Raw genomic sequence first — 19,698 nt, 5'->3', positions numbered from 1 at the left:
GTCACCAGATCATCAAGAGAACGTCATGCTGACTGGAAACATCCTTACCCCCGACGGCTGGATTCACGGTTCGCTCGATAGCGAGAACGGCCGCATCACGACCCTCGACGGCACGCCCGTCGATCCCGCGAAGAACGACGCGCCGTACATCCTGCCCGGCTTCATCGACCTGCACGTGCACGGCGGTGGCGGTGCCGACGTGATGGAAGGCGGCGACGCGATCGAGACGATCGCCCGCACGCACGCGCAATTCGGCACGACGAGCCTGCTCGCGACGACGATGACCGCGCCGCGCGACGAACTGATGCAGGTCGTCGCGAACCTCGGCACCGTCGCGCGCACCCGCACGCCGGGCGGCGCGCGCGTGCTCGGCGTGCACCTCGAAGGCCCGTACATCAACCCCGGCAAGCTCGGCGCGCAGCCCGACGCAGCCGTGTCGGCCGTGCTCGACGAAGTCCTGAAGTACCTGTCGATCGCGCCGATCCGCGTCGTCACGCTCGCGCCGGAAATCGCCGGCCACATCGAGATCATCGGCGAGATGGCCGCGCGCGGCGTGCGCGTCCAGCTCGGCCATTCGCTCGCAACCTACGACGACGCGGTGGCCGCGCTCAAGCACGGCGCGTGCGGTTTCACGCACCTGTTCAACGCGATGTCGCCGCTGCATCACCGCAACCCGGGCCTGGTGGGGGCGGCGCTTGCCCACGCCGAATACGCGGAAATCATCCCCGACCTGCTGCACGTGCACCCGGGCGCGATTCGTGCTGCGCTGCGCGCGATCCCGCGCCTGTACGTCGTGACCGACAGCACGTCGGCAACCGGCATGCCCGACGGCGAATACCGGCTCGGCAGCCAGCACGTGACGAAGTGCCTCGGCGGCGTGCGCCTCGCCGACGGCACGCTCGCCGGCAGCACGCTGACGATGGACCAGGCGCTGCGCAACCTCGTGTCGCTGGGCCTGCCGATCGCCGACGTGTCGAACCGGATGTCGCGCTACGCGGCCGACTACCTCGGCGTTGCCGATCGCGGCCGCCTCGAGCGCGGCGCATGGGCCGACCTCGCGGTGTTCGACCGCGACCTGAACCTCACCGCGACCTACGTCGAAGGAGAATCGATTGTCGAATATGCTTAAGGAAGCGCGCGAGTCCGCCCAGGTCGTCGCCGCGCAGCTCGCCGACACGACGCGCGTCGAAGCGCTCGCCGGCCAATTGCTCGATCACCCGCCGGCCGTCGCGCTGACGGTCGCACGCGGCAGCTCGGATCACGCCGCGAGCTATTTCGCGAGCCTGACGATGAGCCGCCTCGGCGTGCCGGTCGCGTCGCTGCCGATGTCGGTCGCGACGCTGCAGCAGGCGCCGCTGAAGGTGCAGGACCAGCTCGCGATCGCCTTCTCCCAGTCGGGCAAGAGCCCCGATCTCGTCAATACGATGGCCGCGCTGCGCGAAGCCGGCGCGCGCACCGTCGCCGCCGTGAACGTGCTGCCGTCGCCGCTCGCCGACGCGTGCGAGCACCAGTTGCCGCTGCTCGCCGGCCCCGAACTGTCGGTGGCCGCGACGAAGAGCTATATCGCGATGCTGTCGCTGTCCGCGCAGATCGTCGCGTACTGGCAGCGCGACGCCGCGCTGATGGCCGCACTGCGCGGCCTGCCCGACGTGCTCGCACAGGCCGGCCAGCTCGACTGGTCGCAGGCCGTCGCGGCGCTCGCGGGTGTCGAGCGGATGATCGTGATCGGCCGCGGCCTGGGCCTCGCGATCGCGCAGGAAGCCGCGCTGAAGCTGAAGGAAACGTCCGGTATCCAGGCCGAGGCGTTCTCGAGCGCCGAAGTCCGTCACGGCCCGATGGAGCTGATCGACCGCGACTATCCGCTGCTCGTGTTCGCGCCGCCGGGGCCCGAGCAGGCCGGCCTGCTGCAGCTTGCCGCGGACATGCGCGCCCGCGGCGCCGCCGTGCTGCTCGCGGCGCCCGCCGGCATACCCGGTGCGACGCTGCCGCTCGCGCAGTCTGCCCATTCGGCGCTCGACCCGATCGCCGCCATTCTTTCGTTCTACGTGATGGCGGCGGATCTCGCCGTTGCGCGCGGCCGCAATCCCGACACGCCGCGCCACCTGAACAAAGTCACCGAAACGCACTGATAGCCGAGACCGCCGATGAGACGCGCCGAGGAGTCCCAGTTGAAGAGCCCCACCCACGATCAGATCGTCCTGCTTAGCCCCATGACGGGGCCGATCGTCGCACTGGCCGACGTGCCCGATCCGGTGTTCTCCGGCGGGATGTTCGGCGACGGCATCGGCATCGACCCGCTCGCGGGCCAGCTCGTCGCGCCGTGCGCGGGCGTCGTGTCGCATCTCGCGCGCACGGGCCACGCGGTGACGATCACGACGCCGCAAGGCGCGGAAGTGCTGCTGCACATCGGCATCGACACGGTCGAGCTGAACGGGCAGGGTTTCATCGCGCACGTCGAGGCCGGCGAGCGTGTCGAGGCCGGCACGCTGCTGATCGAGTTCGACCAGGATGCGGTGGCGCGCAGCGCGCATTCGCTCGTGTCGGTGATCGCGATCGCGAACTCGGATGCGTTCGAGGTCGTCGATCGTGCCAGTGGCTTCGCGACGGCCGGCGAGACGCCGCTGCTGGCACTGCGCGGCAAGGGCGAAGCGGCCGCGCAGGCGGCACAAACCGGCGCCGCGGCGCAAAACGAAGTGCGCCGTGAAATCGTGCTGGCGCAGCCGGGCGGCCTGCATGCGCGGCCGGCCGCGCGGGCGCGTGAAGCCGTGCGCGGGTTCGACGCGACCGTCGACGTGCTGTTCGACGGCCGCAAGGCGTCGATCGCGAGCGTCGTCGGCCTGCTCGGCCTCGGCGCCGGCGAAGGCGCGACGGTCGAACTGGTCGGCCGTGGCGCGCATGCGCAGCAGGCCGTCGATGCGGTCGAGCACGAGTTGCTGCGCGAAGCGCACGGCGAAGTCGAGGAGAAACCGGCGCGGCTGAGGTCGCCCGCGCCGCGGACGGTCGCACGCAACGTCGGTGCGTCCATCGACCCGAACACGCTCGCAGGCGTGTGCGCGGCGCCCGGCATCGCGGTCGGCACGCTGGTGCGTCTCGACGCTGCGGAAATCGTGCCGCCCGAGCAGGCCGCCGGCACGCCGGCCACGGAAAGCCGCCAGCTCGACCAGGCGCTGAAGGCCGTCGACGCCGAACTCGACGAAACGGTGCGCAACGCATCGGCGCGCGGCGCGGTCGGCGAAGCGGGCATCTTCGCGGTGCACCGCGTGCTGCTGGAAGACCCGACGCTGATCGACGCGGCGCGCGACCTGATCAGCCTCGGCAAGAGCGCGGGCTTCGCGTGGCGCGCGACGATCCGCACGCAGATCGACACGCTGTCGAAGCTCGACGATGCGCTGCTCGCCGAACGCGCGGCCGACCTGCGCGACATCGAGAAGCGCGTGCTGCGCGCGCTCGGCCATACGAACGGTGCTGCACGTGCGCTGCCCGACGAAGCGGTGCTCGCGGCCGAGGAATTCACGCCGTCCGACCTGTCGTCGCTCGATCGCCAGCGCGTGACCGCGCTCGTGATGGCGCGCGGCGGCGCGACGTCGCACGCGGCGATCATCGCGCGGCAGCTCGGCATTCCGGCGCTGGTCGCGGTCGGCGATGCGCTGTACGCGATTCCGGACGGCACGCAGGTCGTCGTCGATGCGAGCGCGGGCCGCCTCGAACACGCCCCGACCGCGCTCGACGTCGAGCGCGCGCGGCACGAACGCCAGCGCCTGGACGGCGTGCGCGAGGCGAACCGGCAACTGGCGGGTGAAGCCGCCGCGACCGTCGATGGCCGCGCGATCGAGGTCGCCGCGAACATCGCGACGCTCGACGACGCGAACACCGCGGTCGACAACGGCGCCGACGCGGTCGGCCTGCTGCGCACCGAGCTGATGTTCATCCATCGCCAGGCCGCGCCGACGGTCGTCGAGCACCAGCAGAGCTACCAGTCGATCGTCGACGCATTGCAGGGCCGCACGGCGATCATCCGCACGCTCGACGTCGGCGCCGACAAGGAAGTCGACTACCTGACGCTGCCGCCCGAGCCGAACCCGGCGCTCGGCCTGCGCGGCATCCGTCTCGCGCAGGTGCGCCCCGATCTGCTCGACGATCAGTTGCAGGGCCTGCTCGCGGTGAAGCCGTTCGGCGCGGTGCGCATCCTGCTGCCGATGGTGACCGACGCGGGCGAGCTCGTGCGCCTGAAAAAGCGCATCGACGAATTCGCGCGCGCGCAGGGCCGCACCGAGCCGATCGAGGTCGGCGTGATGATCGAGGTGCCGTCCGCCGCGCTGCTGGCCGACCAGCTCGCGCAGCACGCGGATTTCCTGTCGATCGGCACCAACGACCTAACGCAGTACACGCTCGCGATGGACCGCTGCCAGGCCGACCTGGCCGCGCAATCCGACGGCCTGCATCCGGCCGTGCTGCGCCTGATCGACATCGCGGTGCGCGGCGCCGAGAAGCACGGCAAGTGGGTGGGCGTGTGCGGTGCGCTCGGCGGCGATCCGCTCGCGGTGCCGATCCTGGTGGGCCTCGGCGTGACCGAACTGTCGGTCGACCCCGTGTCGGTGCCGGGCATCAAGGCGCGTGTGCGCCGTCTCGATTACCAGTTGTGCCGTCAGCGCGCGCAGGATCTGCTCGCGCTCGATTCGGCACAGGCGGTAAGGGCAGCAAGCCGCGAGGTCTGGCCGCTCGACTGAGCGTCGACGGCAGGTTCGCGACCGGTTTCAAGACGAAAGCAATTAGGTCAACGACGATTAATGACGAGACAAGGATTGGAGGACTGAATGAACGGGAATCCGTTTCTGAAAATACAGGGCCTGGGCCGGGCGCTGATGCTGCCGATCGCGGTATTGCCGGTTGCCGGCATCCTGCTGCGACTCGGCCAGCCGGACGTGTTCAACATCAAGATGATCGCCGACGCCGGCGGCGCGATCTTCGACAACCTGCCGCTGCTGTTCGCGATCGGCGTGGCGGTCGGTTTCGCGAAGGACAACAACGGCGTGGCGGCGCTCGCGGGCGCGATCGGCTACCTGATCGAAACCGCGATCATGAAGGACATCGATCCCAAGCTGAACATGGGCGTGCTGTCCGGGATCATCGCGGGTGTGGTCGCGGGCCTGCTGTACAACCGCTACAAGGACATCAAGCTGCCGGACTACCTCGCGTTCTTCGGCGGCAAACGGTTCGTGCCGATCATCACGGGCCTGGTCTGCGTGGTACTCGGCATCGCGTTCGGGTACGTCTGGCAGCCGGTCCAGCATGCGATCGACGCGGCCGGCCAGTGGCTGACGACGGCGGGCGCGATCGGTGCGTTCGTGTTCGGCTTCCTGAACCGCCTGCTGCTCGTCACGGGCCTGCACCACATCATCAACTCGCTCGCATGGTTCGTGTTCGGCAACTTCACGCCGCCCGCCGGCGGCGAGATCGTGCACGGCGACCTGCACCGTTTCTTCGCGGGCGACCCGACCGCGGGCACCTTCATGGCCGGTTTCTTCCCGATCATGATGTTCGGCCTGCCGGCGGCGTGCCTCGCGATGCTGCACGAAGCGCCGAAGGAACGCCGCGCGATGGTCGGCGGCCTGCTGTTCTCGATGGCGCTCACGTCGTTCCTGACCGGCGTGACCGAGCCGATCGAATTCAGCTTCATGTTCCTCGCACCGGTGCTGTACGTGATCCACGCGGTGCTGACGGGGCTGTCGCTCGCGATCTGCCAGATCCTCGGCGTGAAGCTCGGCTTCACGTTCTCGGCCGGCGCGATCGACTACGTGCTGAACTACGGGCTGTCGACGAAGGGCTGGATCGCGATCCCGCTCGGCATCGCGTACGGCGCCGCGTACTACGGGCTGTTCCGCTTCTTCATCCGCAAGTTCAACATGGCCACGCCGGGCCGTGAGCCGGCATCGGCCGACGCGGCCGCGGAATCGTACGCATCGGGCGGTTTCGTCGCGCCGGCTGCAGGTGCCGCTGCGGTTGCCGCTGCACCGCGTGCGCAACGCTACATCGCCGCGCTCGGCGGGGCAGGCAACCTGTCGGTCGTCGACGCGTGCACGACGCGCCTGCGCCTGACCGTCGTCGATCCGGAGAAGGTCTCGGAGCCGGAACTGAAGTCGATCGGCGCGCGCGGCGTGCTCAAGCGCGGCGGCAACAGCGTGCAGGTGATCATCGGGCCCGAGGCCGACATCATTGCCGACGAGATGCGTGCGGCCATCGGCAGCGGCGCGGCAGGCGCGGCATCGACGGCGACGGCCGCCGCGGCACAGCCCGTCACGGGCGCGGCCGCCGGCCCGCTCGATCCGGAGCCGACGCGCTGGCTCGCGGTGTTCGGCGGCGCGACCAACGTCGTGTCGCTCGACGCGGTCGCGACCACGCGCCTGCGGGTGGTCGTGCGCGATCCGTCGGCGGTCGATCGCGATCGTCTCGGTGCGCTCGACGTCGCATGGGTGTCGCTCGACACGTTCCACATCGTCTGCGGCAACGCGGCGGCGCGCTATGCCGAACAGCTCGGCGCGCGCCTGCCGCCGTCGGGCAGCGGGGCGGCCGCACAACCGGCCTGATGCTGATGCGATGAAGCCGATCCGATCCGCGCTGCGGGTTCGGGCCGGCCGGCAAAACGAAAACGGCTTGCGATGCGTCGCAAGCCGTTTTTCTTTGGTGCGGGTGATGGATGATGCGATGCGCCCGCGCGCATCGTGCAACGCGCATCACCTCGTCACTCAGCCGTTCACGGATTCGTCAGCGTGAAGGTCGGCTTCCGGTAGCCGACGCCGGCCCGGTCGAGCTTCGGCAGTTCGCGTTGCGTGAGCAGCGTCGCGAAGCCGGCCCAGTCGCGTTGCAGCGCGGCCGTGTCGACGTGATGCGTGTCGCCGCGCCTGAAGCGCACGCCGGCCGCATACGGCAGCTCCCAGTCGGCCCGGTGCCATGCACGCTCGGCGAGCGCCAGCAGCCGCGGATAGGCCATGTATTCGAGGAAGGTGTCGTTGCGCATCACCTCGCCCCACGCCTGCCCCTGCATGCCTTCGATGCGCGGCGCGGGGCCCGTGCCCGTCACCTCGAACGTGTTGCCGTCACGGTCGCCCATCACCTCGGCGTTCTGCGGCAGGTTCTCCGGCGCGAGCGAGAACACCTTGTACTCGTCCGTCGCGTGCGAGCCCCAGTAGTAGCCGCGCTCGCGCGGGTTGAGCGTGTACGGGAAGTCGAAGTACAGGTAGTCGGGCAGCGCGAGCACCGTCTGGTAGCCCTTGCCGCTCAGGTCGCGCGCGCTGTCCGATGCGCCCCAGAAGATCGTGTCCCACAGCGACACCATCACGTGGCGCGTGCTGAAGTCCTGCGGCCCGTTCGCATGCTTGATGCCGTCCTGCCACGCGGCCATCGTGTCGATCCCGTTCGCGCTGACCGCCGCGCTCACCTGTTGCGCGAAACGTGTCGGCAACTCGTCGATCGACTTGATCTCGCCGCGCTGGAGGAGTGCCGTGCACGCGGGCGAACGCGCCCACGGCTTGTCCTGCGCGGCGAGGTCGATGCGCCCCTTGCTCGGATCGGTGCCGTTCAGCGGCTGGAACCCCCCGCCGAGGAAGATGTTCTTCGCCTCGTCGCCGCCGTAGTGCCAGGTGTGCAGCGGCGCCTGCGCGTCCGCATGCATCGCCGCGATCTCGCGGATCACCTTCGACGCGAAATTGAGCGCGCCCGGCACGCACGGGTTCAGGTCGCTGCGCCGGTCGTAGAACTGCACCGTCGTCAGGTTCGACGTGTCCTGCGGATCGAGCAGCCGGTATGCGTTCGCTTCCTGCTCGCGGCCGGCCGCATGCAGCCGCTTGTAGCGTGCCTCCATCGTCACGACGGCCGCCCGCGCATGCGCGGGCATGTCGATCTCGGGGATGATCTCGACGAAATGCGCGGCCGCGTAGCGCACCAGCGACACGTAGTCGTCGCGCGTCAGGTAGCCGCCGCCGGAGCGGTTGTCCGGGCCGGAGCCGAGCTGCGGCAGCAGGCAGCGCGTCTCGCTCGGGTCATGGCAGCGGCGCCCCCCGATCTCGGTGAGTTCGGGCAGGCCGGGAATCTCGATGCGCCAGCCCTCGTCGTCGGACAGATGCAGGTGCAGGCGGTTGAGCTTGTACGCGCTCATCTGGTCGATCAGCCGGCGCAGCGTCGCCGGGTGCTTGAAGTTGCGTGCGAGATCGACGTGCATTCCGCGATGCGTGAAGCGCGGCGCATCCTCGATCAGCATCGCCGGGATCGGGCCGCCGCCGGCGGGCGCGAGCGAGTAGAGCGTCTGCACGCCGTAGTAGAGGCCGGCACGATCGTACGCTTCGATGTACGCGCCGCGCGGCCCTATCGCGAGCCGGTAGCCGCCCGGCGTCGCGATGTCGGCCGGCAGCCGGCGCGGCGCGACGGCGCCCCACACCGGCACGCGTGCGCCGTCGAGCCCGAGTGTCGCCGCGCGCTCGCGCAGCGCCGCGACCTGCGCGTCCGGCAGGTTCGGCAGCGTGAGCTCGACGCCGCGCAGGTCGAGCGTGCCGGGCAGCGGCTGCTCGCGCTTCACGCTCGGCAGCGCGCGGCTCGCGTCGGGCCGTGCGGCGACGGGCGGCGCATTGCCGGTCGAGTTGTTCTGCGCGTCGGCCGGCAGCGATTCGACGTAGCGCAACTCGTCGTCGGTGTCGTTGTAGCGGAGCACGGCGGGCGGCGCGCCGTCGACGACCACGTACGGGCGCGGGATCACGTCGCTGTAGCGCAGCAGCCAGTATTCGGCGACGAACGGCAGCTCGATGCGCTCGCCCGGTGCCAGCCGCACCGAGCCCGGTTGCGGCGTCAGTTCGTACAGGTCGCCGGTGAGCCGCCGCAGCGCGAAGCCGGGGCGGTCGATCCGCAGCAGGCGGCGGATGCTGTGCAGGTAGAGCTTCCAGCCGCCGTCGGCGATCGCCTGGTGGCCGCGGTTCTGCAGGATCAGGCGGCCGGTTGCGCAGGCCGCGCCGTCGGCGCCGAGATCGGCGCACGGCACGCCGGCCGCGGCTGCATGATTGTTGTCGACGGCGACGCGCAACGCGAGGCCGTTCGACAACCGCGCCGCGAGATCGGCCGGCGGCACGGGTGGCCGGACGGCGCCGGACGTCGCGACCGCCGCGCTCGACGCCGGCGGCGCGCCGAGCGCGACCGGCGACAGCGCCGCGATCAGCAGGCCGGCAAACAGGGTGGACAAGGTTCGGTTCATGCGGACTCCTGAGACAAAAGGGGGCGTAGCGGCGTCACGGGATGACGTCGCTGCGAGCGGGTCTTTCAACGGAGCTGCGGGGACAACAGGGTGCGCGGGCGATGCGGCTGCTCCGCGCGAAGTCGGCACGCGGGCGCGTGCGTTACGGAACGGGTGGCGGGCAGGCGTGCCGGTCGGATCGGCGCGGGCGGGTGCGCGTCTTCATCGGCGGTGCACGGCAGCGGCTGCTGCTGATGGTGATGCCGTGACGACGTGCCCATGGGCAAAGGCGCGCGCGCGACCTGCGCGGTCGATGACGGCGACGCTCGCCGACGACGCACAACCGGCCGCCACGCGCCGACGACGAGACGGCGCGCCAGCGCGCGCCACATACGGGATTCGCATGTCTCCCCCACCCGGAAGGATTCGGCCTGTCAGCGGCCGTGTCCAAAGATCTTATGAAACCTTTTATTGGTATTCAAGTGGTATCAATCTGGCGCTAAATTGGCATCGCGCCGGCGGGCCTCTCCAGCCGGCCGGGGGCGAAAAAAAACCTCGCGCGCGGCGAGGTTCCTTCGGGACGGCGGCGGCGCGATCGGCCGCGCGCATCAGTCGTGGCGAACGCGTGCTTCCTGCGTCTTCTGCCGCGCCTCGAGCCACATCGCATTGACGATGCCGAACGACAGCGCGACGCCGATACCGAGAATCCAGCTGAAATACCACATGATCCGACTCCTTGCGAAACGGTGGGCGAGGGCGCGTGCGCGCCCCGGCCCGGTTCAAAGCTTCAATACATCGAATGCTTGTTCTCTTCGAGCACCTCGCGCGTGACCTTGCCGCGCATCACGCGATACACCCAGCTCGTGTAGAGCAGGACGATCGGCAGGAACACGATCACCGCGAACAGCATCACCTGCAGCGTCATGTGGCTCGACGTGGAATCCCACACGGTCAGGCTGCTGCGCGGGTCGAGCGACGACGGCATGATGAACGGGAACATCGAGAAGCCGGCGGTCAGGATCACGCCGGTGATCATCAGGCCCGTGCAGAAGAACGCCGTCTTCTCCTGCTTCGAGCCGGCGAGCAGCAGCGCGATCAGGCCACTCGCGATCGCGACGACGGGCGCCGCGATCATCCACGGGAATTCGCCGTAGTTCGCGAGCCACAGGCCCGAGCCGGCGGCGACGTCCTTGAGCAGCGGGTTCGCGACCGTATCGGTGGGCGCGGCGTGCGTGATGTGGAAGCCGCCGATGGTCGACGCGACCAGCACGCCGGCCAGCACGAACAGCACGACCGCGAGGAACGACGCCACGCGCAGCGCGACCGACGCACGGCGCGCGATCACGCCGTCCGTCTTCATCTTGATGAAGGCTGCGCCGTGCGCGACGAGCATCGTGAGGCTGACGAGCCCGCACAGCAGCGCGAACGGGTTCAGCAGCGCCCAGAAGCCGCCGTAGTAGGTCACGCGCAGGTCGCTGTCGAACTTGAACGGCACGCCTTGCAGCAGGTTGCCGAACGCGACGCCGAACACGAGCGCCGGCACGAAGCCGCCGACGAACAGGCCCCAGTCCCAGCCCGCACGCCAGCGCGGGTCAGGGCGCTTGCTGCGGTAGTCGAAGCCCACCGGCCGGAAGAACAGCGCGAACAGCACGAGCAGCATCGCGAAGTAGAAGCCGGAGAACGACGCCGCGTAGACGAGCGGCCAGGCCGCGAACATCGCGCCGCCGGCCGTGATCAGCCACACCTGGTTGCCTTCCCACGTCGCGCCGACGGTGTTGACGATGATGCGGCGCTCCTCGTCGGTCTTGCCGAGGAACGGCAGCAGCGCGGTCGCGCCCATGTCGAAGCCGTCGGTGACGGCGAAGCCGATCAGCAGCACGCCGACGAGCAGCCACCAGATCAGCTTGAGAGTTGCATAGTCCATAGCGATTCCTTGTTCCGTTTCAGGTGCGTGCTCACGCCGTGGCGCGCTCGCTGGCGGCCGCGATTTCGTGGTGATAGCGGCCGGTATGCAGCGACGACGGGCCGAGGCGCGCGTACTTGAACATCAGCTTGATCTCGATGACGAACAGCGCGGTATAGAACAGGATGAAGCCCGCGAGACTCAGGTACAGGTCGCTCGGCTGCAGGCTCGACGCGGACAGGTGCGTCGGCAGCACGCCGGCGATCGTCCACGGCTGGCGGCCGAGCTCGGCGACGATCCAGCCGAATTCGATCGCGATCCATGGCAGCGGGATCGCCCACACCGCATAGCGGAGGAACCAGCGGCGGTTGTCCTGCAGCAGTTCGCGGCGCGCGCAGAACCAGAACGCGGCGATGAACGTCGCGACGAACAGGAAGCCGAGGGCCACCATGATCCGGAACGAGAAGAACACGGGTGCGACCGGCGGGATCGTCTTCTTCGCGGCGGCCTTGATCTGCTCGGGCGTCGCGTCGACCACGTTAGGCGTGAACTGCTTGAGCATCAGCCCGTAGCCGAGATACTGCTTGTGCTGGTCGAACAGCGCGCGGGTCGCGTCGCTCGTGTCGCCCTGCTTGATCTTCTGCAGCGCGCCGTACGCGACCATCCCGCTCTGGATGTGCTCCTCGCTGTGCTTCGCGAGCTCGCGCAGGCCGATCACCGGTTCGTCGATCGAGCGCGTCGCGATCAGGCCGAGCGCGTACGGGATCTTGATCGCATAGTCGGTGCGCTGTTCTTCCTGGTTCGGGATGCCGATCAGCGTGAACGATGCGGGTGCCGGCTGCGTTTCCCATTCGGATTCGATCGCGGCGAGCTTCATCTTCTGCACTTCGCCGGTCGTATAGCCCGATTCGTCACCGAGCACGATCACGCACAGCGTCGCCGCGAGGCCGAAGCCGGCCGCGACCGCGAACGAGCGCAGCGCGAAGTCGACGTCGCGCTTCTTCAGCAGGTACCACGACGACACGCCGAGCACGAACATCGCCGCCGACACATAGCCGGCCGACACCGTGTGCACGAACTTCACCTGCGCGACCGGGTTGAACAGCACGTCGAACAGGCTCGTCATCTCCATGCGCATCGTCTGGTAGTTGAACTCGGCGCCGACCGGGTTGTTCATCCAGCCGTTCGCGACGAGGATCCACAGCGCGGACAGGTTCGAGCCGAGCGCGACGAGGAACGTGACCATCAGGTGCTTGACCTTCGACAGGCGGTTCCAGCCGAAGAAGAACAGGCCGACGAACGTCGATTCGAGGAAGAACGCCATCAGGCCTTCTACCGCGAGCGGTACGCCGAAGATGTCGCCGACATAGTGCGAGTAGTACGACCAGTTCGTGCCGAACTGGAATTCGAGCGTGATGCCGGTCGTCACGCCCATCGCGAAGTTGATCCCGAACAGCTTGCCCCAGAACTGGGTCATGTCCTTGTAGACCTGTTTGCCGGTCATCACGTACACCGCTTCCATGATGACGAGCAGCCAGGACAGGCCGAGCGTCAGCGGCACGAACAGGAAGTGGTAGAGCGCCGTGATGCCGAACTGCAGACGTGACAGATCGACGACTTCACTACTTATCATGGTGGTCTCCCTCGGTAGATGCAGGCGCCGGTACCGAGAGCAGCTTCTCGGCGACGGCGGCAGGCGGCAACGACATGTGCTCGGCCTGCGGATGATTGAAGAATGCGTATTTGAGCGACATCAGGAGGATCAGCTTGACGATCAGCACCAGGGTGATGTCGCGGGCGAGGGTCGGTCCGCGTGCCCACGCGGCGATGCGCGCGCGCCAGCCGATCGTGCCGGCCGGCCGCGCGGGCGGCGGCGCAGGCTCTTTATTGATCGAGATCAAGGCGAATATCCTGAATCGATTTAAATCTGATTTGGGGCGACTTTACGTCGGATTTATGACGGCCGTGAAGCTGTTTTAATCCTTTTGCGCCTGACATGCCAATTTTAAAAGGACGGCTTTCCGATGCCGAGTGCTGCGCTGCGGCAGACCGTCGCGAAACACGGGCCGAAACTTGAGGCAGATCAAGGTTATGCGGAAGGGGCCCCCAAACGGCCTATTACCTGACGAATCAGGTCAATTAATCCGCACTGAAACGCGTCGAGAAACGAACGAAGCAGCGCATGAAAAGCAGCGGAAAAGACGGGCGAAAAAAAACCGCTGCCGGTCGGGCAGCGGTTTTTGATGAAGCGCTCTAAATCGCAGCGATTTACGCGTATTCGGCGAGGGCGGTGCGCATCTTTTTCATCGCGCTCGCCTCGATCTGGCGGATGCGTTCCGCCGACACACCGAACTCGGCGGCGAGATCGTGCAGCGTCGAGCCGCCCGAGCCGTCGTCGTCGACGTGCAGCCAGCGCGCCTCGATGATGCGGCGGCTGCGCGCGTCGAGTGCGCCGAGTGCCTGCGCGATGCCGTCCGTCTGCAGCGTGTCGCGCTGACGCGCGGCCAGCACGGCGGTCGGTTCGTTGTGCGAGTCGGCCAGGTAGGCGATCGGCGCGTACGACTCCTCGCCGTCCTCGACCTGCCCTTCGAGCGCGATGTCGCCGCCCGACAGGCGCGTTTCCATTTCGGTCACGTCTTCGCGCTTGACGTTCAGTTCCTTCGCGAGGCCGTCGATTTCCTCGGGCGTCATCGCCTGCAGGCCTTTCTTGTGGCTGCGCAGGTTGAAGAACAGCTTGCGCTGCGCCTTCGTCGTCGCGACCTTCACCGTGCGCCAGTTGCGCAGGATGTACTCGTGAATCTCGGCCTTGATCCAGTGGATCGCGTACGACACGAGACGCACGTTCTGGGCCGGATCGAAGCGCTTCACGGCCTTCATCAGGCCGATGTTGCCTTCCTGGATCAGGTCGCCGTGCGGGAGACCGTAGCCGAGATAGTTGCGCGAGATCGACACGACGAGCCGCAGGTGCGACAGCACGAGGCGGCGTGCCGAGTCGAGGTTGTTGCCCTCGCGGAATTCGGTCGCGTACTGGCGTTCCTCTTCCGGCGTCAGCAGCGGAATGCGATTGACGGCCTGGATATACGCGTCGATGTTGCCAAGCTGGCCCGGCAACATCGATTGGGCTGCGAGCGCCAGCGAGCCTGCCGATGCGGCCTTGGCCGGCGTCGGGCTCAGGGTGTTCGGGAGGGTCAGGGCGTTGCTCACTAAAAAACTCCTTTGGAATCAGGGACAAACCCCCGGTCTCGGATGAGATTCCGGGAGCCATCTTAGCACTCCCGGAAACCGAGTGCTAATTCCTTAGAGCAAGCGTGGGCATCGGAGTTCCCGCTTTTTCTATCGAGCAAGTCGAGTCGATAGTCTATTCTGCGACAGAGGGGGCGAAGCGAAGTTCCGTAAGCCGTTGTTTCTGATGGTAATCAGTAGACGATTTCAATTTTTGTCGTTTTGGAAGCAAGCCATTTCGCTTTGTGATGCCGATCCGAAAAGTCCTTTACCATACCATTCAGTTCGCTTGAGCCGGCCGATGCGGCTGGCTCCATTCAACCCCCAAAGTTGGAGTGACAGATGAACAATAAGAAGAATCGCCGGCCCCGCAGCCGGCTTGCGCTGCACGCGATGCTGGCGGCGTCCCTTCTGGCCGGATCGGGTGCGGCATGTGCGGATCGATGGGGGATTCAGGCGGGCGGTGGTTTTTCGGATCGCCGCGGGGTCGACAAGGCCGATCTCGGCGTGGTGTGGGATCCGGGCTGGAACTGGTGGGAAATCGGCGGCTGGCACTTTGCGTTCGTCGTGGAAGGGCACGCCGCCTACTGGCACACGGGCGGCAACGTCCACGGCAACATCGGCGAATTCGGCGTGACGCCGATGTTCCGCTTCATCAAGAGCGCCGGGGAGATCCGCCCGTTCATCGAGGCCGGCGGCGGCGTGAGGCTGCTGACGCACCCGACGATCTCGGATCACTTCTCGTTGGGCACCGCGTTCCAGTTCGCGCCGACGGGGGGCGTGGGCGTGCAGTTCGGCCAACGGCAACAGTATCAGGTCGGCTACCGTTTTGAACATGTGTCTAACGCGGGTATCAAAGAGCCGAATCCTGGTATAAATTTCCACCAGTTCTACTTGCAGTACAACTTCTGATCCGCACGCCCGCGCACGGCGTGCGCGTTGCCGAGGAGTCAGGCGATGGCGAAGGTGGTCGATGCGATCCGCGCGCTCGAGCGCGATCGGTTCCGGGCGATGGTGGACGGGGACGGCGAGGCGCTCGACACGCTTTTGTCGGACAAGGTGTTCTTCGTCCACACCAACGGCAAACGCGAAACCAAGCAGCAGTTCATCGACGCCATCGTCGCCGGCCGCCGCCGCTATCGCCAGATCGAAATCCAGTCGCAGGACGTGCTGCCCGTCGGCGATGAAACCTGCGTCGTCACCGGGCGCGCGTTGATCGAGATGGAAACGAACAACGGCGGCCTGGTCTTCCCGATTGCCTATACCTCCGTCCACACCCACCAACAGGGCCGCTGGAGCCTGTTCGCGTGGCAGGCGACGCGGTGCGCGACCGAGACATGAGCGCGCGTGGCGCTCCTTTTCATGTCCCCAGCGAAGCGGCCTTCTGGGCCGCTTTTTGCTGCCTCGTGCGACGCGGATCGCGCGGCGCACGGGCGGTCACGCCCCGCTCGCTGACGTTTGAACCCTGAACGGAACCTGCCGCTCAGGCCGCCGCGCGGCGATCCGCGCAGTGCCAGGCCGAGCGGTTGATCGCGCTGACGACCGCGTCGAGCGCGGCGCTCGCCGCATCGGCGTGCAGGCCGACGCCGTGCCGCAGCGGGGCATCGCCGACCCGGCAGCCGACCGATACCGCGATCCGTCCATCCGTCGCGCGGGCGTGTTCGCACGACGCGACGTCGATCGCCGCGCCGGCGGCCGCCGCGAATGCCGCGGCCAAACGTCGCACGGCCTCGTCGGGCGTTGCATCTGCCGCAGGCGCTGCCGCGATCTCGCGGTTCTGCCAGCGCGCGCCGTTGCCGTGTCGCTCGGCCGGCCCGTCGGTGTCGAAGAATTCGCGCGCGAACAACGCGCAGATCGCGTCGCCGGTCACTTCCTCGCCGGACGCGTCGGCGAGCGTCTGCACCGCATGGCTGAATTCGATCTGCACGCGGCGCGTCGGCGTGAAGCCCATCCCGCGTTCGAGCAGGAACGTCGCGCCGCCCTTGCCGGACTGGCTGTTCACGCGGATCACCGCGTCATAGCTGCGGCCGAGGTCGGCCGGGTCGATCGGCAGGTACGGCACTTCCCAGGCCGCGTCGGGGCGCTGCTGCGCGAAGCCCTTGCGGATCGCGTCCTGGTGCGAGCCCGAGAACGCGGTGAACACGAGGTCGCCCGCGTACGGGTGGCGCGGATGCACGGGAATCTGGTTGCAGCGTTCGACGACGCGGCGCACCGCGTCGATGTCGGAGAAATCGAGGCCCGGATCGATGCCCTGCGTGTAGAGATTCAGCGCGAGCGTGACGAGATCGACGTTGCCGGTGCGTTCGCCATTGCCGAACAGGCAGCCCTCGATGCGGTCGGCGCCCGCGAGCAGCGCGAGTTCGGCCGCCGCGACCGCGGTGCCGCGATCGTTGTGCGGATGCACGGACAACACGATGCTGTCGCGGTACGCGAGGTTGCGGTCCATCCATTCGATCTGGTCGGCGAACACGTTCGGGCTCGCGGCTTCGACGGTGGCCGGCAGGTTGATGATCATCTTGTGATCGCGGGTCGGCCGCCAGGTCTGCGCGACCGCGTCGCAGATCTCGCGCGCGAACGTCAGCTCGGTCATGCTGAAGGTTTCCGGCGAGTACTGGAAGGTCCACTGCGTGTCGGGGCGCGCGGCGGCGTGTTCCTTGATGATGCGCGTGCCGTCGATCGCGAGCGCCTTCACGTCGGCCTTCGACATCCCGAACACGATGCGGCGGAACGACGGGCACACCGCGTTGTACAGGTGCACGATCGCGCGCGGCACGCCTTCGAGTGCATCGAACGTGCGGGCGATCAGGTCCTCGCGCGCCTGCACGAGCACTTCGATCGTCACGTCGTCGGGAATCCGCTTGTCGTCGATCAGCTTGCGGACGAAATCGAAGTCGGTTTGCGACGCCGACGGAAAACCGACTTCGATCTCCTTGAACCCGATCGCGACCAGCATCTCGAAGAACTCGACCTTCTGCTCGATGCTCATCGGCTCGATCAGCGACTGGTTGCCGTCGCGCAGGTCGGTGCTCATCCAGACGGGCGCGCGCTCGATGGTGCGCGACGGCCATTTGCGGCCATTGAGGCGGACGGGCTCGAACGGACGGTACTTGTCTTGCGGATTGCGCTGCATCTTCTGGACCTCGGGTCTCAAGTCGCGAGCGAAGACGGGCGGCATGGGCGACGGTTGGCGCTGCCTCGCTCCGCGGCACGTAAACGCGCTGCGGATGCGGATGATCTTCGCGAGTCGGCCGACGGATAGACGGACGAATGCTGACGACTTCGGGTTGTAAAAACTACGAGAGGGGTACTGCGAGGAACTGCTGGGAGGGACCGTGCGGACAGCACACGGCGCTACGAAAGCCTTAGGCTAGTCGTAGCGATAGCGGCCGCGCTAGGCGGCCGGAGGTAATTCGGAGGGTGTTCGGAAAGGAACGCATGAGGGCAACTCTATGCCAGGATGCGCTCGCGTGTCAAATGCCCTGCAAGCGGGGCCGGTTCGCGAGCGTGCCGTCAGCGTGCGATGCGGGCGATCTGCACGATCGTCGCGACCTGCCGGGCGACCGTGTCGGGCACCGGCACTTCGCCGCGCAATACGGCGTCGGTCCATGCGGCCGTCGTGGCCGCGTCGCGCGATTCGGGCAGGGCGACAGCGGGCGCATCGGTCGACGAGCGTTCTGCGTCGATCAGTGTGTCGCACACGCCGTCGTGCAGCCAGTCGACCTGCACCTGGCGCCGCGTGTCGGCAACGGCTTCGCCCTCGGTGCCGCGTGCCAGCAGCGCGCCGCCGAGCGCGGCATCCGGATGGTCGCGGAACAATTGCGCCAGGCTGTCGCGGTACGGCGGGTGCGTGTAGTTGACGAGCCGCAGGCCGGCCGGCGCGAACGGCTGCAGGATCTTCACGAGCGTATGCGTCGAGTTGCGCACGCCGAGCACGCGGCGCATCGACAGCAGGTGTGCGATGCGCGGCGCCAGCACCTCGATCGACGCGAAGGCGACGCGGCGCTCGGCGAGCATGTCCTCGATGGCATCGTGCGAAGCCGACGGTGCGAGCGACAACGCCGAGAAGATCTCGGCGCTCGTCACGCGGCCCGGATCCTGCTCGACGCCATGCACGAGCACCGGCACGCCTTCGCGCGCGAGCAGCAGCGCGAGCAGCGGCACGAGGTTCGGCTGCTTGCGCGCGCCGTTGTAGCTCGGGATCGACACGGGGCGGAATGCGGCATCCTGCACGTGCACCGGCTCGAACGACGCCTGCGCGGCGGCGAGCATCGCGGCCAGCTCGTCGGCGGATTCGCCTTTCAGCCGATAGGCGATCAGGATCGCGCCGAGTTCGACGTCCGACACGCGTGCGTCGAGCATCGCGCGATAGAGCTCGAACGTGTCCTCGGCGGACAGCGCGCGTGCGCCGTGCGGGCCGCGGCCGATTTCCTTGATGAAGCGGGCGCACGGGAACGGAACGGCGGCGGGATCGTGGGAAGCGGTCATCGGGGCGTGGGGCGGGCGGCCGGCATCGGGCCGCGCTGTGAGCGGTGAGGAATGCCCCGAGTATCGCACGGGTGCGGCTGCCGCCAAGCGAGGCCGCGCGGCGCGCTACACTCTGAGTCCCGGCGGTGCGCGCCGGCTGCGCCGCGCCCGTGCCGTCGCCGGCCGAATACGACTACGAGAGACATCCCATGAAGCTTTACAGCTATTTCCGCAGTTCCGCGTCGTACCGCGTGCGGATCGCCCTGAACCTGAAGCAGCTGCCGTTCGACTATGTCCCCGTGCACATGCTGCGCGACGGCGGCGAGCAACTGAAGGACGCGTACCGCGCGCTGAATCCGGATGCGGTCGTGCCGACGCTGATCGACGGCGACGCGACGCTGCAGCAGTCGCTCGCGATCATCGAATATCTCGAGGAAACCCATCCGGAGCCGGCGCTGCTGCCGAAGCAGCCGGTCGATCGCGCGTATGTGCGTGCGGTCGCGCTGCAGATCGCGTGCGAAATCCATCCGCTCAACAACCTGCGCGTGCTGAAGTACCTGAAGCACACGCTGAAGGTGCCCGAGGAGGCGAAGAACGCGTGGTACCGGCACTGGATCGAGGCGGGCTTCGAGACGCTCGAGACGCGTCTCGCGAGCGATCCGCGCACCGGCAAGCTGTGCTTCGGCGATATGCCGACGCTCGCCGACATATGCCTCGTGCCGCAGGTGTTCAACGCGAACCGCTTCTCGATCGACACGACGCGCTATCCGACGATCCAGCGGATCGTCGACCATGCGTCGACGCTCGATGCGTTCAAGGCCGCCGAGCCCGGCGCACAGCCCGACGCCGAATGAGCGCGGTGCGCCCGGGCCACGCGTGACCGGGCGCGCATGAA

The 19,698-nt window shown here is 67.8% G+C and carries 15 protein-coding genes; 7 read left to right on the top strand and 8 right to left on the bottom strand.

Annotated elements, in window-relative coordinates:
- Positions 1–25 precede the first annotated feature (25 nt).
- The 4 genes from nagA to nagE all read left to right on the top strand — a co-directional run bounded on the left by nagA (position 26) and on the right by nagE (position 6,584).
- Entirely contained in the window at positions 26–1,129 is a 1,104-nt protein-coding gene (gene nagA, locus QZM35_RS21010) for an N-acetylglucosamine-6-phosphate deacetylase (RefSeq protein WP_089426373.1), read from the top strand.
- Positions 1,122–2,129, top strand: a complete 1,008-nt coding sequence (locus tag QZM35_RS21005) for an SIS domain-containing protein (RefSeq protein ID WP_174973222.1) — start codon at positions 1,122–1,124, stop codon at positions 2,127–2,129. The genes nagA and QZM35_RS21005 overlap by 8 nt, the downstream gene beginning before the upstream one ends.
- Before the next feature lie 15 nt (positions 2,130–2,144).
- A complete protein-coding gene (gene ptsP / locus QZM35_RS21000) occupies positions 2,145–4,727 on the top strand; it encodes a phosphoenolpyruvate--protein phosphotransferase (protein ID WP_301776718.1) in 2,583 nt (860 codons plus the stop codon).
- A gap of 87 nt (positions 4,728–4,814) precedes the next feature.
- Positions 4,815–6,584, top strand: coding sequence for an N-acetylglucosamine-specific PTS transporter subunit IIBC (gene nagE / locus QZM35_RS20995; RefSeq protein WP_089426370.1), 1,770 nt, complete (start codon positions 4,815–4,817; stop codon positions 6,582–6,584).
- 167 nt (positions 6,585–6,751) lie between these two features.
- Here nagE and QZM35_RS20990 read toward each other — a convergent pair whose 3' ends face one another.
- The 6 genes from QZM35_RS20990 to rpoH form a co-directional block, all read right to left on the bottom strand.
- Positions 6,752–9,235 (bottom strand): family 20 glycosylhydrolase, encoded by a 2,484-nt coding sequence (locus tag QZM35_RS20990; protein ID WP_089426369.1) that lies wholly within the window; start codon positions 9,233–9,235, stop codon positions 6,752–6,754.
- Positions 9,236–9,822: 587 nt separating this feature from the next.
- A complete protein-coding gene (gene cydX / locus QZM35_RS20985; protein ID WP_011353251.1) occupies positions 9,823–9,939 on the bottom strand; it encodes a cytochrome bd-I oxidase subunit CydX in 117 nt (38 codons plus the stop codon).
- Positions 9,940–10,001: 62 nt separating this feature from the next.
- The gene (gene cydB / locus QZM35_RS20980) at positions 10,002–11,138 is read right to left on the bottom strand and encodes a cytochrome d ubiquinol oxidase subunit II (protein ID WP_301776717.1); all 1,137 of its coding nucleotides are present in this window, start codon (positions 11,136–11,138) and stop codon (positions 10,002–10,004) included.
- Positions 11,139–11,169: 31 nt separating this feature from the next.
- Positions 11,170–12,750, bottom strand: coding sequence for a cytochrome ubiquinol oxidase subunit I (locus tag QZM35_RS20975; RefSeq protein ID WP_089431704.1), 1,581 nt, complete (start codon positions 12,748–12,750; stop codon positions 11,170–11,172).
- Complete coding sequence (gene cydP, locus QZM35_RS20970) at positions 12,740–13,018, bottom strand: cytochrome oxidase putative small subunit CydP (RefSeq protein ID WP_089426366.1); 279 nt, start codon at positions 13,016–13,018, stop codon at positions 12,740–12,742. Before cydP ends, QZM35_RS20975 begins: the two co-directional genes overlap by 11 nt.
- A gap of 367 nt (positions 13,019–13,385) precedes the next feature.
- Positions 13,386–14,321 (bottom strand): RNA polymerase sigma factor RpoH, encoded by a 936-nt coding sequence (gene rpoH, locus QZM35_RS20965; protein ID WP_089426365.1) that lies wholly within the window; start codon positions 14,319–14,321, stop codon positions 13,386–13,388.
- A gap of 360 nt (positions 14,322–14,681) precedes the next feature.
- Here rpoH and QZM35_RS20960 point away from each other — a divergent pair, with 360 nt between their 5' ends.
- Both QZM35_RS20960 and QZM35_RS20955 read left to right on the top strand, forming a co-directional pair.
- The gene (locus tag QZM35_RS20960; protein ID WP_089426364.1) at positions 14,682–15,251 is read left to right on the top strand and encodes an acyloxyacyl hydrolase; all 570 of its coding nucleotides are present in this window, start codon (positions 14,682–14,684) and stop codon (positions 15,249–15,251) included.
- 45 nt (positions 15,252–15,296) lie between these two features.
- Positions 15,297–15,680 carry a nuclear transport factor 2 family protein gene (locus QZM35_RS20955; protein ID WP_069248904.1) on the top strand — a complete coding sequence of 128 codons (384 nt, stop codon included), beginning with the start codon at positions 15,297–15,299 and terminating at the stop codon, positions 15,678–15,680.
- 142 nt (positions 15,681–15,822) lie between these two features.
- Here QZM35_RS20955 and leuA read toward each other — a convergent pair whose 3' ends face one another.
- On the bottom strand, positions 15,823–17,469 hold the full coding sequence (gene leuA / locus QZM35_RS20950) for a 2-isopropylmalate synthase (RefSeq protein ID WP_089431703.1): 1,647 nt from the start codon (positions 17,467–17,469) through the stop codon (positions 15,823–15,825).
- A 380-nt stretch (positions 17,470–17,849) separates the two neighbouring features.
- The gene (gene ybiB, locus QZM35_RS20945; protein WP_089426362.1) at positions 17,850–18,824 is read right to left on the bottom strand and encodes a DNA-binding protein YbiB; all 975 of its coding nucleotides are present in this window, start codon (positions 18,822–18,824) and stop codon (positions 17,850–17,852) included.
- Between the two features lie 188 nt (positions 18,825–19,012).
- On the opposite strand from ybiB, the gene maiA reads away from it, so the two are divergent.
- Positions 19,013–19,657: a maleylacetoacetate isomerase gene (gene maiA, locus QZM35_RS20940; RefSeq protein WP_301776716.1), complete on the top strand. Its 645-nt coding sequence runs from the start codon at positions 19,013–19,015 to the stop codon at positions 19,655–19,657.
- The last annotated feature ends 41 nt before the right edge of the window (positions 19,658–19,698 follow it).

This window comes from Burkholderia sp. AU45274, assembly GCF_030482505.1.
Taxonomy (GTDB): domain Bacteria; phylum Pseudomonadota; class Gammaproteobacteria; order Burkholderiales; family Burkholderiaceae; genus Burkholderia.
Note: the sequence above shows the minus strand (reverse complement) of the source record. Positions and strands in the feature narration are given on the sequence as shown.

What these genes read in the sequence shown, in the direction of transcription:
- nagA (WP_089426373.1), top strand. Translation starts at nt 26, where the DNA reads ATGCTGACTGGAAACATCCTTACCCCCGACGGCTGGATTCACGGTTCG.
- QZM35_RS21005 (WP_174973222.1), top strand. Translation starts at nt 1,122, where the DNA reads ATGCTTAAGGAAGCGCGCGAGTCCGCCCAGGTCGTCGCCGCGCAGCTC.
- ptsP (WP_301776718.1), top strand. Translation starts at nt 2,145, where the DNA reads ATGAGACGCGCCGAGGAGTCCCAGTTGAAGAGCCCCACCCACGATCAG.
- nagE (WP_089426370.1), top strand. Translation starts at nt 4,815, where the DNA reads ATGAACGGGAATCCGTTTCTGAAAATACAGGGCCTGGGCCGGGCGCTG.
- QZM35_RS20990 (WP_089426369.1), bottom strand. Translation starts at nt 9,235, where the DNA reads ATGAACCGAACCTTGTCCACCCTGTTTGCCGGCCTGCTGATCGCGGCG.
- cydX (WP_011353251.1), bottom strand. Translation starts at nt 9,939, where the DNA reads ATGTGGTATTTCAGCTGGATTCTCGGTATCGGCGTCGCGCTGTCGTTC.
- cydB (WP_301776717.1), bottom strand. Translation starts at nt 11,138, where the DNA reads ATGGACTATGCAACTCTCAAGCTGATCTGGTGGCTGCTCGTCGGCGTG.
- QZM35_RS20975 (WP_089431704.1), bottom strand. Translation starts at nt 12,750, where the DNA reads ATGATAAGTAGTGAAGTCGTCGATCTGTCACGTCTGCAGTTCGGCATC.
- QZM35_RS20960 (WP_089426364.1), top strand. Translation starts at nt 14,682, where the DNA reads ATGAACAATAAGAAGAATCGCCGGCCCCGCAGCCGGCTTGCGCTGCAC.
- QZM35_RS20955 (WP_069248904.1), top strand. Translation starts at nt 15,297, where the DNA reads ATGGCGAAGGTGGTCGATGCGATCCGCGCGCTCGAGCGCGATCGGTTC.
- leuA (WP_089431703.1), bottom strand. Translation starts at nt 17,469, where the DNA reads ATGCAGCGCAATCCGCAAGACAAGTACCGTCCGTTCGAGCCCGTCCGC.
- ybiB (WP_089426362.1), bottom strand. Translation starts at nt 18,824, where the DNA reads ATGACCGCTTCCCACGATCCCGCCGCCGTTCCGTTCCCGTGCGCCCGC.
- maiA (WP_301776716.1), top strand. Translation starts at nt 19,013, where the DNA reads ATGAAGCTTTACAGCTATTTCCGCAGTTCCGCGTCGTACCGCGTGCGG.